Source organism: Rudaea sp. (assembly GCF_036560865.1).
Lineage (GTDB): Bacteria > Pseudomonadota > Gammaproteobacteria > Xanthomonadales > Rhodanobacteraceae > Rudaea.
This window is the reverse complement of the sequence record NZ_DATBQK010000123.1, coordinates 1-16,156: the sequence shown is the minus strand read 5'-3', so window position 1 is coordinate 16,156 and position 16,156 is coordinate 1. Positions and strand designations below refer to the sequence as shown.

16 protein-coding genes are annotated in these 16,156 nt (G+C 63.3%); 2 read left to right on the top strand and 14 right to left on the bottom strand.

Annotation, left to right across the window (positions count from 1 at the left end):
• The first annotated feature begins 217 nt into the window (after positions 1-217).
• A complete protein-coding gene (gene tsaB / locus VIE67_RS12340; RefSeq protein ID WP_332026646.1) occupies positions 218-922 on the top strand; it encodes a tRNA (adenosine(37)-N6)-threonylcarbamoyltransferase complex dimerization subunit type 1 TsaB in 705 nt (234 codons plus the stop codon).
• 7 nt (positions 923-929) lie between these two features.
• Here the strand turns inward: tsaB and VIE67_RS12335 are convergent, their stop codons facing one another.
• Positions 930-1,727, bottom strand: coding sequence for a class I SAM-dependent methyltransferase (locus tag VIE67_RS12335; RefSeq protein ID WP_332026644.1), 798 nt, complete (start codon positions 1,725-1,727; stop codon positions 930-932).
• 28 nt (positions 1,728-1,755) lie between these two features.
• On the bottom strand, positions 1,756-2,169 hold the full coding sequence (locus VIE67_RS12330; protein WP_332026642.1) for a hypothetical protein: 414 nt from the start codon (positions 2,167-2,169) through the stop codon (positions 1,756-1,758).
• Here VIE67_RS12330 and VIE67_RS12325 point away from each other — a divergent pair, their 5' ends adjacent.
• A complete protein-coding gene (locus VIE67_RS12325; protein ID WP_332026640.1) occupies positions 2,170-3,057 on the top strand; it encodes a 2OG-Fe(II) oxygenase in 888 nt (295 codons plus the stop codon).
• A gap of 64 nt (positions 3,058-3,121) precedes the next feature.
• On the opposite strand, the gene VIE67_RS12320 is transcribed toward VIE67_RS12325, so the two are convergent.
• The 12 genes from VIE67_RS12320 to VIE67_RS12265 all read right to left on the bottom strand — a co-directional run.
• Complete coding sequence (locus VIE67_RS12320) at positions 3,122-4,042, bottom strand: glycosyltransferase (protein WP_332026638.1); 921 nt, start codon at positions 4,040-4,042, stop codon at positions 3,122-3,124.
• Positions 4,043-4,147: 105 nt separating this feature from the next.
• Positions 4,148-5,755: a glycosyltransferase family 87 protein gene (locus tag VIE67_RS12315; RefSeq protein WP_332026636.1), complete on the bottom strand. Its 1,608-nt coding sequence runs from the start codon at positions 5,753-5,755 to the stop codon at positions 4,148-4,150.
• Positions 5,756-5,917: 162 nt separating this feature from the next.
• Positions 5,918-7,528, bottom strand: a complete 1,611-nt coding sequence (locus tag VIE67_RS12310) for a glycosyltransferase family protein (protein ID WP_332026634.1) — start codon at positions 7,526-7,528, stop codon at positions 5,918-5,920.
• Positions 7,529-7,594: 66 nt separating this feature from the next.
• Positions 7,595-8,743 carry an acyltransferase family protein gene (locus VIE67_RS12305; RefSeq protein ID WP_332026633.1) on the bottom strand — a complete coding sequence of 383 codons (1,149 nt, stop codon included), beginning with the start codon at positions 8,741-8,743 and terminating at the stop codon, positions 7,595-7,597.
• Positions 8,740-9,666 carry a 2OG-Fe(II) oxygenase gene (locus tag VIE67_RS12300; RefSeq protein WP_332026631.1) on the bottom strand — a complete coding sequence of 309 codons (927 nt, stop codon included), beginning with the start codon at positions 9,664-9,666 and terminating at the stop codon, positions 8,740-8,742. The genes VIE67_RS12305 and VIE67_RS12300 overlap by 4 nt, the downstream gene beginning before the upstream one ends.
• 12 nt (positions 9,667-9,678) lie before the next feature.
• Positions 9,679-11,415 (bottom strand): phosphoenolpyruvate--protein phosphotransferase, encoded by a 1,737-nt coding sequence (ptsP, locus tag VIE67_RS12295; RefSeq protein WP_332026629.1) that lies wholly within the window; start codon positions 11,413-11,415, stop codon positions 9,679-9,681.
• 142 nt (positions 11,416-11,557) lie between these two features.
• Complete coding sequence (locus VIE67_RS12290) at positions 11,558-11,827, bottom strand: HPr family phosphocarrier protein (RefSeq protein ID WP_332026627.1); 270 nt, start codon at positions 11,825-11,827, stop codon at positions 11,558-11,560.
• Positions 11,828-11,837: 10 nt separating this feature from the next.
• Complete coding sequence (locus VIE67_RS12285) at positions 11,838-12,224, bottom strand: PTS sugar transporter subunit IIA (RefSeq protein ID WP_332026625.1); 387 nt, start codon at positions 12,222-12,224, stop codon at positions 11,838-11,840.
• Positions 12,225-12,431: 207 nt separating this feature from the next.
• Positions 12,432-13,331, bottom strand: coding sequence for an RNase adapter RapZ (rapZ, locus tag VIE67_RS12280; RefSeq protein WP_332026623.1), 900 nt, complete (start codon positions 13,329-13,331; stop codon positions 12,432-12,434).
• Between the two features lie 155 nt (positions 13,332-13,486).
• A complete protein-coding gene (gene hprK / locus VIE67_RS12275) occupies positions 13,487-14,437 on the bottom strand; it encodes an HPr(Ser) kinase/phosphatase (protein ID WP_332026622.1) in 951 nt (316 codons plus the stop codon).
• 163 nt (positions 14,438-14,600) lie between these two features.
• Positions 14,601-14,924: a ribosome hibernation-promoting factor, HPF/YfiA family gene (hpf, locus tag VIE67_RS12270; protein ID WP_332026620.1), complete on the bottom strand. Its 324-nt coding sequence runs from the start codon at positions 14,922-14,924 to the stop codon at positions 14,601-14,603.
• Between the two features lie 122 nt (positions 14,925-15,046).
• A partial coding sequence (locus VIE67_RS12265; protein ID WP_332026618.1) for an RNA polymerase factor sigma-54 occupies positions 15,047-16,156 on the bottom strand: 1,110 nt, incomplete at its 5' end.

Below are 16,156 nucleotides of genomic sequence, written 5' to 3'. Positions count from 1 at the left end.
TCTGGCCGGCGAGAGAGAACGCGGTGTCGCCGCCCACGGTCGCACCAATGTCAGCGCTCGCCCGCGCCGCGCCCGAATTGGCCCATATCGCGGCCAGCGCACGGGGCTGTAATTCCCGTCAGATCATTGGCGAGGAGAATCGCAGTGACGTTCGGCTTGCACCAATCGATCACGTTCAAGGTTTCTTGCACAAGCCGGAATCGGTAGGATGACCCATATGTCCAATCTCCTCGCCATCGACACCGCCACCGAAGCCTGCTCGGCCGCTTTGCTGGTCGGCGACGCACTGATTGAGCGCCGCGAACTCGCGCCGCGCCGGCACGCGGAACTGATCCTGCCGATGATCGAATCGCTGCTCGCCGAAGCGGGAATTTCGCGCCGACAGCTCGACGGCATCGCGGTCGGTCGCGGACCCGGCGCGTTCACCGGCGTGCGTCTGGCGATCTCAATCGCACAAGGCCTTGCGCTCGGTCTGGACTTGCCGGTCGTGCCGGTATCGTCGCTGGCCGCGCTCGCGCTCGATGCTCCAGTCGAGGCTGAACAGGGCGACAGTGCAATTCTCGCGGTGATCGACGCGCGTATGGGTGAGATCTATGCCGGCACTTTCCGGCGCAGCGTGGATGGCCTCGTCGAAGCGCTCGGCTCCGAATCGGTCGGCCATGCCGACAAATTGGTGTTGCCCGGCAATCGCCGATGGAGCGTGGTCGGCAGCGGTTGGGATGCCTATCGCGAAGCGCTTGCCGCGCTTCTGCCGGCCACTCCAACCTTCGCCGACGGCGCACGCTATCCGCAGGCGCGCGCGGTATTGCGCCTAGCCGCACCGCAATTCGCGAGCGGCGGCGGCGTGCTGCCTGAGGCCGCGCTGCCGGTTTACCTGCGCGACAAGGTGGCGTTGACGCTGGAAGAGCAGCGCGCGCGTTGACGCGTGTTCAGGCCTTGCGCAACACCAGTTCAAAAGCTTGGTCGTCTTCGTGCGTATTGTCCCAACTGGCAACGATCAGCCCGTTGGCGTGCCCGGCGCGTTCGAACCATTGGCGCGAGAAATAAGTGACATGCGCTGGTACGTGCAGATAGGAATAGCGCAGCCACGCATCGATCCCTGCGCCAGGTTGCCAGCCGGTCGGACGGAATGGCGCAGTAATGAATATGCGCCCACCGGGGGCCAGCAGCGATCCGATTTTTTTCAAGACCGCGCCGGGATCGACGAGATGCTCGAGGACGTGGGTCAGGGATATCATCTGGTAAGGGGCATTGTCGGGCAGCGCGTCGAGCGAGCCGACAAAATAGCGATCGACCCACGGACAGATTTTAGCGCACTCGCTACTGACGTCCTGAGCCAAAGTAAAAATGTCCGGATCAACTGCCTTGCATGCGCGCGAGACCCATGCGAGACCAGCGCCGATCTCGAGCATGCGGCCGCCGGGCTCCGGTGCCAGCCCCAGGTTGCGAACTGCCGAGCCGTAGTAGTCGAGGATTTTTTCGACCTGCGCCGGGTCGGTGTAATGGTCGTCTGTGAACTGCGCCGAATCTTCGTACAGCAGCTTGAGGTCGGCGCTGGTTGGCAGCGGACTCAAGTAAACAACATCGCAATTTCTACAATGCTGCAGCGCAAACGATTTCGTATGGAAACTGGCCGGATGCGTGGGCGCGACAGGGCCAATGTCGGTCACTCCGCGGCTCCGGCAATAGCGGCAGCGTGCGCCGAAAATTCTATCGATCAGTTGCATGAGTTCCGGGCGGCGAAGTGTGCGAAGCTCAAAGTATAATGCCCCGGTCGTCAGCATGAGCCTGCCAATGGATTTTGTCCGCCCAGAAATTCTCGCGCAGCGAGACGCGCTGGCCGACACGTTTCGCAACGCGCAGCCGTTTCGTCACGTGGTCATTGACAACTGTTTCGCGCCGGCATTCTGCCGGCGCATTCTCGATGACTTTCCACGCTTTGAGGATCGCTATGCCCTCAACGAGATGGGAGAGGTAAGCGGCAAGGCCGTGCGCATGAACGTGCGCGAAATTTCCACGGCATTCAGCGAATTCGATCTGTATCTGCAGACAAGCGAATTTCTTAATTTTGTCTCCGCAGTAACCGGCATTCCGAACCTGCTCTACGACGCCGACTACATTGGCGGCGGCACGCACGAAAATCGCGATGGACAGGGTCTGGACGCGCATGTGGACTTCAACTATCACCCGAAGACCAAGACGCACAGACGCCTAAACCTGATCCTTTATCTGAATCATGAGTGGGACGCCTCCTGGGGCGGTGCGCTCGAACTCCATTCCGATCCGTGGAACCCGAAAGCGAGCCAGACCCGGCAGGTATTGCCGCTGTTCAATCGCGCCGTCATTTTCGAGACCACCGAAAACTCGTGGCACGGTTTCAGTGGCATCGCCTTGCCAGCCGACCGCAAGGCGGTCTCGCGCAAATCGTTCGCGATTTATTTATATACAAAAGAGCGGCCGTCACAGGAAACGGCCGCTCCGCATGCAACGATCTACGTCCCCGATTCGCTGCCGGAGTGCGTCACGCTCGGCAAGACGCTTGGCGCGGAGGATGTTGTCCAAATTCAACAGCGATTTGTTCGAATGCGCACGCAATTGCGCTATCTGTACGATCGAGAGAAGCAATTTGGTGCGCAGATAGCGAGCTTGGAGCACGCATTGCAAGAGGCAAGAGACGCCTATCGCGTTCCGCTCCAAGGCTATGCCATGCAGGTGCAGAGCCCACAGGGCGTGTGGATCGACGGTTGGGTGGGCGGTACTATGGAAGTGACCCTGCAGCCCACACGGTCCTTGCGTGCTTTGGAGTTGAAACTATGGGTGCCGGAGCAACTCGATGGCGATCAGGTATTGAACATCGAACTCGGTGGCCAGCGCTGGCAGCATCATGTGGCACGCGGGGCGCACTCAAGTGCGGTGCTCGCGGCCAAAGGTGGCGTAGGAGACATGCTGACCTTGCGCGTCGAGGCCGAGCGCAGTTTCGTACCTGCGCAGAGCAACGGTTCCAGCGACACGCGCAATCTGGCATGGCGCCTGTTGTCGGTGATTGCTCGGCATTGACCGGCGTATTCGAAAGCAGATCGCTACCGAACCCCGCTTCGCGCGGACCTTCGCAGCCGCTGGCTTACCGCTGGAGATAGAACAGCGCCTTCAGCTCGCGTCGCCCCTTAGTCACCGTGGCCAGAATCAGGCCGGCGAAAAACGACAGCGCCGACATCAGCATCAAGCCGGTGGACAATATTGCTGTCGGGAGCCGTGGCACCAAACCGGTTTCCAGATAGGTATCGACCACCGGCACCGCAAGCACGACCGATACAGCGGCGAGTACAACGCTAATGCTGCCGTAGAAGGTGAGCGGTCGCTCCGAGCTGAACAGGCGCAGCATTGTCAGCAAGATGCGCAGCCCGTCGCTGTAAGTCCTGAGCTTGCTCGCTGAGCCTTGCGCCCGCTCCTTGTACGGCGTGACGACTTCGCCGATCGACATCGACATTTCCAGCGCATGCACGGTCAGTTCGGTTTCGATTTCGAAGCCGCTGGAAAAAACTGGAAACGACTTGACGAAGCGCCGCGAGAATGCGCGGTAACCCGACAGGATGTCCGTGCAGCTGCGGCCGAACAGCCAGGACAGAAAACCCGTGAGCAGCCGATTGCCGTACACATGTCCGCGGCGATAGGCGGCAGCGGCGGTGGAAGCACGTACGCCGACGACCATGTCCAGCGACTCCGAGGTCAACAGTTCGATCAACTTCGGCGCGCTCGCGGCGTCGTAGGTGTCGTCGCCGTCGACCAGCAGATAAACATCGGCGTCGATATCGGCAAACATGCGACGCAGCACGTTGCCCTTGCCCTGCAGACCGACGCGGCGCACGCACGCTCCCGCACGCGAGGCGATCTCGACGGTCGCGTCGGTGGAATTGTTGTCGAACACATAGACGCTCGCTGCCGGCAGCGCGGCACGGAAATCGGCGACGACTTTCGCGATTGCCGGCGCCTCGTTATGGCAGGGGATCAGTACGACTATCCGCAGTGCTTCGCTCGATTTCATCGACCGGCGTTCCCTCAAGGTTCGCCGAATAGTCTAACGTGACTTTCGACGCCAGCATGCACGGAGCGAAAACTGCGCGGCACGCAATGACAGCGGAATCGCGGACTACTGCAACTGCGGGATGCCCGCGCGCTGCACTGGGCAGATCTCCACGTGGACATCTTGCGGAAGCAGATTCGAATGCACCGGCGCGCATGGCGTCGTCAACGTCAACTGCTGGCGCTCGAGAGCTTCCGGAGCCTTGGCCGATCGTGGGTCGACGAGGAGAGCATAGATGGGTCCTTCCGCGGCTGCGAGGCGGCGCGCCGCTTCGCGATCCATGCCATAGACCGGATAGGGTGGCCCGAGCAGATTTCCGCCGATGCGCACGAACTTCGCCGTGGGTGGAAATCCGAGTGCGAGAAACGCGAGTGGCTCATCATCGGCCAGGACCACGGTGGAGCGGTCGAGGTTCGGCAGCGCGGGAATATCCGTTTGCAGAAAGTTTCCATGGGCCCTCAAGCGCCCCCAGTTAGGTGGGTGGTCGAGAGCCATGATCAGAAAGAGCAGTATGCAGGCGAGCAGGCGTGTGCGATGCCGCGCAAACCCGCCGAGTGCGAGCGCGACAAGCAACGGCGCGAGCATTTCCAGCGGTGCCAGGTAGCGGTAGAAGCCGAACAGCGGCAGCCACGCCAGATAAGCGATGGCCAAGGCCAGCGCCAAAGCCCGCACGCGGGTGCGTTGGTCGGCGTCCGCGCCGCGCCAAAGCAAAATCGGCATGGCCAGAAACGCGAGCGGTACGCGCAAGTCGCGAAACCAGACTTCCGAAACGCGGTGCGGCGACCCGAGCCAGACCAATGGATAAAACAGCCACTCCGGTAGGGTCTGAGGAATGGCGCGCAGGTCGCGCAGGGATAGCGGTGGCGCGTACTCGCCGCCGAACAGGCTTGCGAACATCGGGTGCAGCGGATTGCCGAATTCGCGATACAGCCGCAACAACCAGAAACCATCGGCGGCAAGAAAACCGAGCAGAGCCGCAGAGCCTGCTGCGACCAGAATGCGCCAGCGCTGCGGTCGCTGCCAGGCCAGCAGCGGCATGGCCAGCATCAGCCCCAGGGCAAACGGTGCAACGGTCAGTTTGATGCCAACCGCCATGCCGATCAGCAATCCTGCGCCCGCTGCGCGATAAGGATCGAGCGACGGCGTGCCCAGCGCGAGCGCGAACGCGCACAACACGGGCAGACTGACCAGGTTGTCGCCCATGCTGCCGCCCAGTTCGCCGAGCTGGGTTGCGCCAACCGCGCCGACCAGCGCAACCAGTAACGCAAACCAGGGGCGGCCGGATTGAACCGAGGCCGGCAGCAGGCGGCGCGCCAGGAGGTAGAGCGGTAGCACATTGGCGCCTTGCACGACGCCGAGCAGGAAAGCGCTCAGCCACGGCGGCGTGTGCGCGAACAACAAGTACGTTGCCGTCGCCAGCAGCGGATTGAAATAGCTCTGTACCTGTGCCGGAGCGAAGTCGATCGCGCCGCGACCCGTCCAGAACGCCCAGCCGTCGTAGAGATGATAGTTGCGCAGATCCCAGGGGTCGCTCTGCCCGAACCCCACCGCGAGCAGGCCAAAACCGAACACGGCAATGATCAGGGGAAGATAGGCAAGCAGTCGCGCGCCGGCGCGGTGCGTATCGGGTAACAAGTCCGACTCGACAGAGCGCGGAGAATCAAATTCACCCATTGGCGATCATGCTTGTGGTCACAAATCGAGCCTGCTTTATCTTGCCATGAATTTTCTCAGAGAATTCCGAAGGCCGGCTCCGCGGTTCGGTTGCTAGTAGCCATGGTCCGAAGCGAACATAGCTGCGCAGCGTGCTGCTATAAGCAAGTCCGCTTCCGTCGGCTAGGGCGAAACAGCGCTCAAACGCCCATTGCCCGCCATAACGTACGTCGGTGTGATCGAGTTGTCGGAGTAGGGGATGACAACGACGCGATCGCCGAATGGAATGCGCTTGTAGCTTGGTATTTCGTGCAGCACACGACGTAGGATGAAATCTTCTTTTTCACGTGCGGCTTTGATGCGCACAGGCGCGGTGCTGTGATCGAGTATCCGGGTCAGCCCCTCGTACAAATGGTGCTGCACGCGGCCGATGCGCCGCATTTCCTTCGCTTCCTCGTATCCGTGCGTGCACGCGATTACTGCAAGGACTGCGATTGTCAGCCGCGCCGGCTTGTGCAACCGACTCCATGCGATCGCCACCAGTCCACAGGCGAACGCCGCGGATACATAGGCATAGTGATTCGCGCTGTAGCTCAGGATCAGGGTCGGGCCGAGCGCGGCGACCCAGCCAAGGCACAGCGCGGCAATGAAACGCCAGCCCGCGCGCGATACCGCCAGAAGAAAAATGCCCAGGCAAACGAGTGCGAAGACGACGTGTTGGTCCGCATAGGCACCCATCGCATCGAAGCGGCCGATCAGAAACGGAAAGATCGCATATTCGCTCAATCTGTCTGGAATATTCGCAACGCTCCAGACATAAGCCCCCTCGTTGCGCGGCGCGAACAAGATGGTGTCGAGGCGCAGGTACAGATATGCCGCGACGACGAGCGCTGAACTGAAGATCGCGACGACGAGTGTGCGATCGCGGCGTCTGATCGCGGCCACCAGCAGCAGTGCCGGCACGACCACGGACGACTCCTTGCTGAGCAGCGCCAGTCCGGTCAGGGCTGCGATCGGCAAGCCGACCCGGATTGCCTGCGCTGCGGTCGCCGCCGGTGCGCTCTCGCGCAGCGTCCACAGGATCGCGCACAACGCAAATGCAATAGACAGCGAATCCGCATAGGTGCCAATCCATGCGTGCGTGTAGACGACTTCGGGCAGCAGCAGGAAAACGAGTGTGGCAACAGAAGCACGGCGAGCGGGGACGTCGAAGCGAAGTAGCGTGGCGCGCAGCAGCAGCGCGACACCGATGCCGCACAGCACGCGCAGCAGGTGCATCGCGATCGCGTGGTAGCCAAGATAATACGAGAGCAACAGCCACAGGTTGAAGGTCAGCGGACGATACTGGAACGGCTGAAAATCGAACCAGGCGTTCCAGGGTATCTGACTCAGCGACGGCTGGTCCGCGAAGGACAGCCATTGCAGTTCGTCGTGGTTGAAATAGCCGAGGTTGAACACCAGCGGCAACTGGATGATGAGTGCGACCAGACAGAACCATGCCGGATGCTCGATCGCCGTTGCTACGCGTGCGACGAGTTTTCGCGCAAAACGCAGCGGTCCCTTCAGATGTTGCGCGACGCGGTCGGCGAGCCGCATAACGGGCCGGAAAAGCTGCGCTGCGGGCGACGGTTGTTGCAAGCGTCGATTCAACTCGGTCAGGCTCTGCTCGAGCTGCTGGATGTGCTGATCGTGGCGCGCGATTGCCGCGCGCAGATCGTCGATGTCCGCTGCGCTCAGGGTGACGCCGGGACGCAGGTGCTCAGGCAGTTGGGGTTCGGATTCACGCTCAGCCATTGGGGTTCGGCGCAAAAAGAGATTGTGCCACACGCGACCACGCCGAAAAGGCGATCCATGCTGATTTCACGGAGCGGATGTTGCTTGTGTCTGCCTTTCGCCGGTATCGCGCGTCGGCATGTTGCGCTTGAATCGCAGTGCGGGCTTTTCCACGAGATGCCAGGACAGCATCGCGCACAGCAGGGTCAGCGGCAGGCTGATGACGAAAATCAGCAGCGGTCGCGTCGGCTGTCCGAACCAGTGCGCAACCATCTGCTCCACCGGAAAACCCCATAGATAAAGTCCGTAGGAGTAGTCGCCGAAGCGATTGAAAAAGTGGAAATTGGGACGGTAGGCGAACCACAGGGTTGCGTAGCTCACGACCGCGCCAAACGCCCACGGAAATGCATGGCTGTGATGCAGCGCCAATGCCAGAACGATGAAGGCGAGCAGCAGCCAGTCGCTGACCGGTATCCAGTCGCGATTGATGTAGCAGAATGTGCCGGCGACAAAGAATCCGGCCAGGCGCGCATAGTCCGCATGCGCTACCAGGGGCGCTACGTCGGCACCAAGGATGCCGATAATCATCAAGGCCGCGAACGCACTGTTTGCGAGCCAGCGCCGGCGCAGCACACCGAGCATGCCAAGCACCGCCACCCACAGATACATGCGTACTTCGGCGGGCAGAGTCCAGATCGAGCCGTTGACGACATCCGGATGCGGGTTGTGAACAAACACTCCCGGAAGCGTCCACGCGAGTTCGGTGCCGAATTGCAGATTGGTGACGACGTAGTCGCTGGTTGCCGGCGATGTCCAGTAGTCGCGCAACGACAGTTCGGTGTAGATCGCGCCGAGCACGAAGGCCGACAGGATCATGCACACCGCATACGCGGGCAGCACGCGCAGGGCGCGCGACTTGACGAAGGTTTCGAGATTGGCGCGATGCAGATAGCTGGCAGATACGAGAAAGCCACTGACGACAAAGAAAATATCGACGGCCAGCGATCCGCTGTAGACGCCAGCACCCAGATTGGCGCGCGCGATGAAATCCGCGGCGCCGGGAATGCCGGACATCGCGTACGCATGACCGAAGATCACCATGGCCGCAGCGCCGAAGCGCAGCAGCAGGAAGTTGTCGATACCGCTGTCGTAGGCCTCGGCCAATGTGCGCCAGCGCCTGCGCTTGACGGTTGCGACCGGCGCCAAATCTGCGGATGAAGCCGGTGCTGCGGTCATCGGTGCAGGCCCGCCAGCACGCGTCGCGCGAAGTAACGCAGGCGTCCCAGACGTCCCTGGTTCAGCGCGGCTTGGGCCTGTTCGAGTTGCGCGGTGAGCGAGGTGAGGTCGCGATACAGGCGCTGGTTGTGCTGGTCGCGGCGCGTGAGCAGCACGCGCAGTTCCTCGACGTCGGCGGCGTCAAGCGTGTGCCCGGGCACGAAGTGCTCGGGCAGCGGCAGATCTACGTAGATGGTCGAATGCGTGTCGGCGAGTTCGTCGGCCGGACGTTCCTTTGTATAAAAGTACAAAGCGACCGACTTGCGCGTCAGCGCCTGCTTGTCCTCTGGCAGCGCGATGCGCGGAAACGCGTGCCAGCTGAGTTCGGTGGTCTCGAAGATCACCGCGCGGTTGAACAGCGGTGCAATCGAAATGACGCGATCGTCCGCCGCACGCGGATCGGAGTGCAGCTCCAGCGCGCCGCCCCAGGCGACGCCCCACTCGTGGTTCAGATACACGATCAGGTTCAGGCGCCGGTGCCAGCGCTCGACCGGATGACGATTGAAATCGACATGCGCGTCGAGATCCTGGCCGTTGCGGTTTTCGTGCGTGCCGCCGCCGAAGTAAAACGGATCGTAGAGCAGATCGTCGATGCCGGTGATGCGCCCGATCAGGTCGAGGAAGTCGCGCGATTGCACGAGGTCGTCGAGCGCGGCAAACGCGGGGCCAAGGTCGCGGATCTTCTCGATCGTCGACTTGTTGCCGAGTTCACCCGCCTCGTTGCGTGCGTTGCCGCGCTCGAACGGTGGAAACTGGGCGAGCAGTTGCGCGCAATACTCCGGCGTGAAGAATTCGTCGATTACGACGTGGCGGAACGGATTGCGCTCGCGGAACTGGGTGGCGAGCCGCTCGGCTGCGGGTTTCAATGCGGGGTTCAACATCATGCGGGACGTTCTTCAGCTGCGCATGCGTTCGAGCACGCGCTCGATGGCCGCACGCGTCTGCGCACGCAGCAGGCCGGTGCTGTGCTTGCGCAGCTCGGCGCGGCTGCAGTTGCCGATCGCCTGGCGCACTTCGAGCAGGGAGCTCGGATGCATGGAAAATTCGGTGAGGCCCAGCGCGAGCAGCAGTGCGGTGTAGCGCACGTCGCCGGCCATTTCGCCGCACAACGCGACGGATTTCTTCGCGCGCGTAGCGGTGGCGATGATCTGCGCGAGCAGCTTGAGCATGGCCGGATGCAGCGGATCGTGCAGGATGCCGAGCGCGTCGTTGCCGCGATCGGCGGCCAGCGTGTACTGGGTCAGATCGTTGGTGCCGATCGAAATGAAATCGAGCTGGCGGATCAGCGAAGGCAAGGTGATCGCAGCGGCCGGCACCTCGATCATCGCGCCGAATTCGTAGTGTTCGGCGATCTCGAAGCCGGAGCTGCGCAGCGTGCGCGCGCACTCGTCGGTCAGCGCGCGCGCGGCGGCGATCTCCTCGCTGGTCGTCACCATCGGCACGAGGATGCGCACCGGGCCGAAGTTCGACGCGCGCAGGATCGCACGCAGTTGCGTGGCGAACAGATCGGGCTTGCGCATCGACAGGCGCACGCCGCGTACGCCCAGCGCGGGGTTGTCCTCGTCGCTGAGCGCGATGCCGGAATTGTCGGCTTTGTCCGCGCCCAGATCGAGCGTGCGGATCGTCACCGGCAGGCCGCCCATGCCGAGCACGAGCTCGCGATACGCGGCGAATTGCTCTTCCTCGTCGGGCGGTTCGCGCCGCTGCAGGAACAGGAACTCGGTGCGATACAAGCCGACGCCGCTGGCGCCGAGGCTGCGCGCCTGCGCGACGTCGGCCGGTTGCTCGGCGTTCGCGAGCAGGAAGATCTCGACCTGGTCGCGGGTCAGCGTGCGCGCGCCCTTCAGGCGCAACAATGCCTCGGTGCCGCGCGCCTGCTCGCGCTGATGCGCGCGGTAGCGGGCGAGGTCCTGCGCGGCCGGATGCACGATAATCTCGCCGCGCGTGCCGTCGATCAGGACCAGATCGTCGTCGGTGATGTGCTTCAACGCTTCGTGCGCGCCGACGATCATCGGCAGGCGCATCGAACGCGCGAGGATCGCGCTGTGCGACAGCGGGCTACCGCCGGTCGCGATCACGCCGAGCACGCCGCTCTCGGCCAGGTGCGCCAGTTCGGCCGGGGCGACGTTGTCGCTGACCAGCACGCTGCCGACGCGCGAGGCGATCTGGCGCTCGGCCGGCGTGGTGTCGCGCGCGAGCGCGGCCTGCACGCGGCCGATCACGTGGTCGATATCCTCGCGCCGGCTGCGCATATAGGGATCGTTGATCGCATCGAACGCGGCCTTGATGCGGTCGCTCTGCATCTTCAGCGCGGCGCTGGCGCGGTAGCGGCCCTTGCGGATCAGGTCGTAAAGGCCGTCGGTGAGTTCGGGATCGTCGAGAATCAGGCTGTGCGCATCGATGAATTCGCCGACTTCACGCGCAAGTGCCCCGTGCAATCTGTCGCGCAGCACCGCGAGCTCGCCGCGCGCGGTGCCGAGTGCGGCATTGAGGCGGGCGACCTCCGCGTCGACTTCGGCAGTCGGCAGTGGACGCGTGTCGACACTGATCTGGCTCGGCTGCACCAGGCGCGCGCGCCCGAGCGCCATGCCTTTGGCGGCGGTGGTTCCGCTGAGAGCGAAGCGCGTGCTCACGCACCCTCCGCTGCTATGAAATACAGATGTCGCGTGCTTGGCGCGCGACGCCGACTGTTCCTCTCTCCCCCAAGCCCCGTCTGGGGGAGAGAGCCAAGAGTGAGGGGGGCGAGCCGAAGGCTCGCGCTGCGCGGCATGCTCATCATGCCCCTTCGTCGAACTTGCGCGCGAACAAATCGGCGATCGCGGCCATGATCGCGTTTTCGTCGGCGCCATCGACGCGCACGGTGATCGTCGAGCCGACGCCAGCAGCGAGCATCATCACGCCCATGATGCTCTTGGCATTCACCTCGCGGCCGCGATGCACGAGGAAGACTTCCGATTTGCAGCCCTGCAGCAGTTGTACGAGCTTGGCCGAGGCGCGCGCATGCAGGCCGAGTTTGTTGGTGATGGCGATTTCACGTTCGATCATCGTCAAGGGGTCAGTCGATGCGGATGCCGCCGCGGCCGCCATGTTCGGCGGTCTGCGCAAGTTCGGCGAGCGATTTCTCGGCGTAATTTAGCACGCGCAACAGCATCGGCAGGTTGAGCCCGGACACGCGCTGCACATGCAGGCCGAGCGGAGCGAGGCGTTCGGCGATATTGCTCGGCGTGGCGCCGTAGACATCGGTGAGCACGAGCACGCCATCGCCCGCATCGAGCGCGCGCACGCGCGCCGCCGCACCGCTGAGCGCCAGATCGATATCGCTGCCCGGCGGAATCGAAAACGCATCGACCTTGAGCGCCACTCGCCCAAGGATATGGCGCGCGGTTTCGATGAGCGCATCGCCCATGCCTTCGTGGGTGAGCAAAAGGACGCCGACGGTCATGGTGGGAAGATGGGGAGATGGGGAGACGGGGAGACGGGGAGATGGGCAGACGGGCAGATGGGCAGACGCGGAGACGAGGAGACGGCAAGATGAGGCGATGAGTTAATCGGCAGCCGGATAGATGCGCGGGTGCTATAGCGAAGCAAAAGCCCTCGTGTGGCCTTTCCGTCTTCCCGTCTCCCCATCTTCCCGTCTCCCCGTATCATCTCACTCCAGCTCCCGATGGAACGTCATCACCTGTTCGCGCGTGGCGCGAAAGTGTTCGGCAAGGCGCTCGGCGAGATAGACCGAGCGGTGGCGGCCGCCGGTGCAGCCAATGCAGATCGTCACGTACGAGCGGTTGTCGGCCTCGAAGCGCGGCAGCCAGACGTCGAGAAAATCGCCGACCTGTTTGAGGTATTGCGCAACTTCGGGTTTCGTTTCGAGCCATTCGCGCACGCCGGCGTCGCGGCCCGACAGCGGACGCAGGCGCGCATCCCAGTGCGGGTTGGGCAGGCAGCGCGCGTCGAACACGAAATCCGCATCGGCCGGTACACCGCGTTTGTAGGCGAACGATTCGAACATCAGCGACAGCGGACCGCCGGCCATGCCCAGTTCGGTCGCGATCAGGCGGCGCAACTGATGCACGTTGAGCTCGGACGTATCGATCACGCGGTCGGCGATCGACATCACCGGCTGCAGGCGCTTGCGCTCGAGCGCGATCGCATCGTTGAGCGACAATCCGTCGGCGGACAGCGGGTGGCGCCGGCGCGTGTCCGAATAGCGCTTGAACAGCACGTCGTCGCGCGTGTCGAGAAAAATCAGTTCGTGTTCGATGCCCTGGCGCGCGAGCTCGGCGAGAATCGCCGGCACGCGTTGCAGATCCTCGTAGCGGTTGCGCACATCGATGCCGACGGCGAGGCGCGGATGCACGCCGGGCTGACCGACCGTGGCCGCGGCGACGAAAGCCGGCAGCAGCGCGGCCGGCAGGTTGTCGACGCAGTAGTAGTCCAGATCCTCGAGCGCACGCAGCGCGATCGTCTTGCCCGAGCCCGACATGCCGCTGACCACGGCCAGGTGCGAGGTGTTGTGTACTTTTTCCTTTTTATCGTCGGCGGGCGCGCTCATCGGCCAAACTCAGTTGCGTCCAACAAAATCGTAGCGAGCGAAGACAGGTTGCGTGACGCCGGAGCGGAGGAACCGGAGTGTACTTTCAGTACATGAGGATTCCGAGCACCGCCGGCGCGCAAGCTGGCGAGCGCAGTAGATTTTGTTGGACGCAATCACCATGGCGACTGCCGGCGCATTTGATGCGCCTGCCGATCGAGGAAGGTCTGCGCCGGATCGATGCCCTTGGTCTTGAGCACGTGGTTGCGCACTGCGGCCTCGACCAGCACCGCGAGGTTGCGCCCCGCGGCGACCGGAATCGCCGTCTGCGGTACTCGCGTATCGAGTACTTCACGATAACTGTTGTCGCCGTAGATGCGTTCGAGGCCGGCGTCTTCGCCGATACGCACACCCGTCGCCAGATGCACGATCAGGCGCAGGTATTTGGACGGCTTGACCGCGGTGTGGCCGAACATTTCGCGCACGTTGAGAATGCCCAGACCGCGCACCTCGAGCAGGTCCTGCAGGATTTCCGGACACGAGCCGTCGATCACGTCGGGTGCGATCTGGGTGAACTCGGGCGCGTCGTCGGCGATCAGGCGATGGCCGCGCGTGATCAGTTCGAGCGCGAGCTCGCTCTTGCCGGAACCCGACTCGCCGGTGATCAGCACGCCGATCGAATACACCTCCATGAGCACGCCATGCAGGGTCACGCGGCGCGCGAGCAGGCGCGCGAGGTGGTACTGCAGATAGGTGAGCAGTTCATGGCCGCGCTTGCTGCTGAGCCAGATCGGCGTGCCGCTTTCGTCGGCGGCCTGGCGCACGTCCTCGGGTACTGGCTGGTCCTTCGACACAATCAGCGCGGTCGGCTGGAAGCCGATGATTTTTTCCACCATTTCCCAGCGCTCGCGCGCATCCAGGCCGTTGAGCCAGGCGAGTTCCTCGCTGCCGATGATCTGGATCTTGTTCGGATAGATGATATTCAGGTAGCCGGCCAGAGACGGCCGCCGCGCCTGTTTTTCCGCAGGCGTGATCGCACGCTTCTCGCCCTGCTCGCCGGCGACCCAGCGCAGGGCGAGGCGGTCCTTGACCTTGTCGAACAATTCGCGCGCGCTGAGACGTTCCATCGGATCGATCCGCAGAGGTATCGGGACGACAGCGACGCATCCGCAGCGGACGCGTCGCGTGGGCGATCATTCTGCCAGTTTCGACCGATAACGTGCGAGAGATTTCAGCGGCGGGAATTGCCTGCCGCGCTGGCGCGCGTCCCTGCGCGGCAGCACGCGCCGCTCAGCCGTAGCGCGTCTCGCGCACTGCCTCGCGGTGATGATTGCCGAGTTTTTCCTTGTGCTTCTTCACCTGGCGATCGAGCTTGTCGGCCAGCGTGTCGATCGCGGCGTACAGATCGGCCGCAGTGGCGTCGGCGTGGATGGTCTTGTTCGCAGCGCAATGCAGGGTGGCCTCGGCCTTCTGGTAGAGCTTTTCCACGGTGAGGACGACCGCGGCGTCATGCAGTTGCTCGCAATGCCGCACGATGCGGCCGAGTTTCGATTCGGCATAGTCGCGCAGGGCGGGGGTGACGATGACCTGATGTCCACTGACGATGATCTGCATGACGAAATCCTCTGCTGATGGAAATTCATGATGTCCGTCCCCCTGATGCGCAGTGCAGCAGGCGGACACTAAATCAGACCGGGTTGCATGTGCTTGGTTCCGCGTCTACCTCCGTTGGTTATTCAGCAAAGTCTGCTGCGTTCGTTGGACGAAGGAATATTCATCCCTTCGCGATACTTGGCCACCGTGCGCCGCGCGACCTCGATGCCGCGGCGGTTCAATTCCGCGGCGAGCGCCTGGTCGGACAACGGCTTGCGTGGAGTTTCATCGTCGATGAGGCGGCGGATCATCGCCTGGATCGCGGTCGACGACGCCGCACCCCCGTCGATCGTACCGACGCCGGAGGAGAAGAAATACTTGAACTCGAAGGTGCCGCGTGGCGTATGCAGGTATTTGCGCGTGGTCATGCGCGAAACCGTGGATTCGTGCATGCCGATCTGCTCGGCGATATCGCGCAGCACCAGCGGACGCATCGCCTCGGCACCGAAATCGAGAAAGGCAGTCTGGCTGCGCACGATCGCGGTGGCGACCTTGAGCATGGTGTCGGCGCGCGTCTGCAGACTCTTGATCAGCCAGCGCGCCTCCTGCAGTTGCCCGCGCAGATAATGCGCGTCGTCGCGCTGCGCACGCGTGATCAAGTCCGAATAATGCTGGTTGATCGCCAGGCGCGGCTGGCACTGCGGGCTGAGCGCGACGCTCCAGCGTCCGTTGCGGCGGCGCGCGAACGCATCCGGCGCAACAAATTCAGGCGCGCCCGCGCTGTATTGCGCGCCGGGTTTCGGATCGAGCGAGCGCACGAGGGTGATCGCCGCGTCGAGTTCCTCGGCGCTCGTGTGCAACAGCTTGCACAGGCGCGCGCGGTCGTTGCGCGCCAGCGTTTCCAGATGCGCACTGGCGATCTCGCGCGCGACCTTCAAGCCGGGCGTGCACGGATCGAACGCATCGAGCTGGGCACACAGGCACTCGGCCAGGTTGCGGCTGGCGACGCCGAGCGGATCGAACTGCTGGATGCGATGGCGCATCGCCTCGACTTCGTCCAGGCCCACCGAATGGATATCCGCCACCGCGCCCTGCAGCGTCTGGCTGTCTTCGTGCAGATAGCCGTCGTCGTCGATCGCCTCGATGATCGCGGTGCCGATCGCGCGGTCGCGCGCGGACAGCGGCGTCAGGTTGAGCTGCCAGAGCAGATGGTCGCGCAGGTCCTCCTGCTCGGGGTCCTGTGTTTCGCGGTC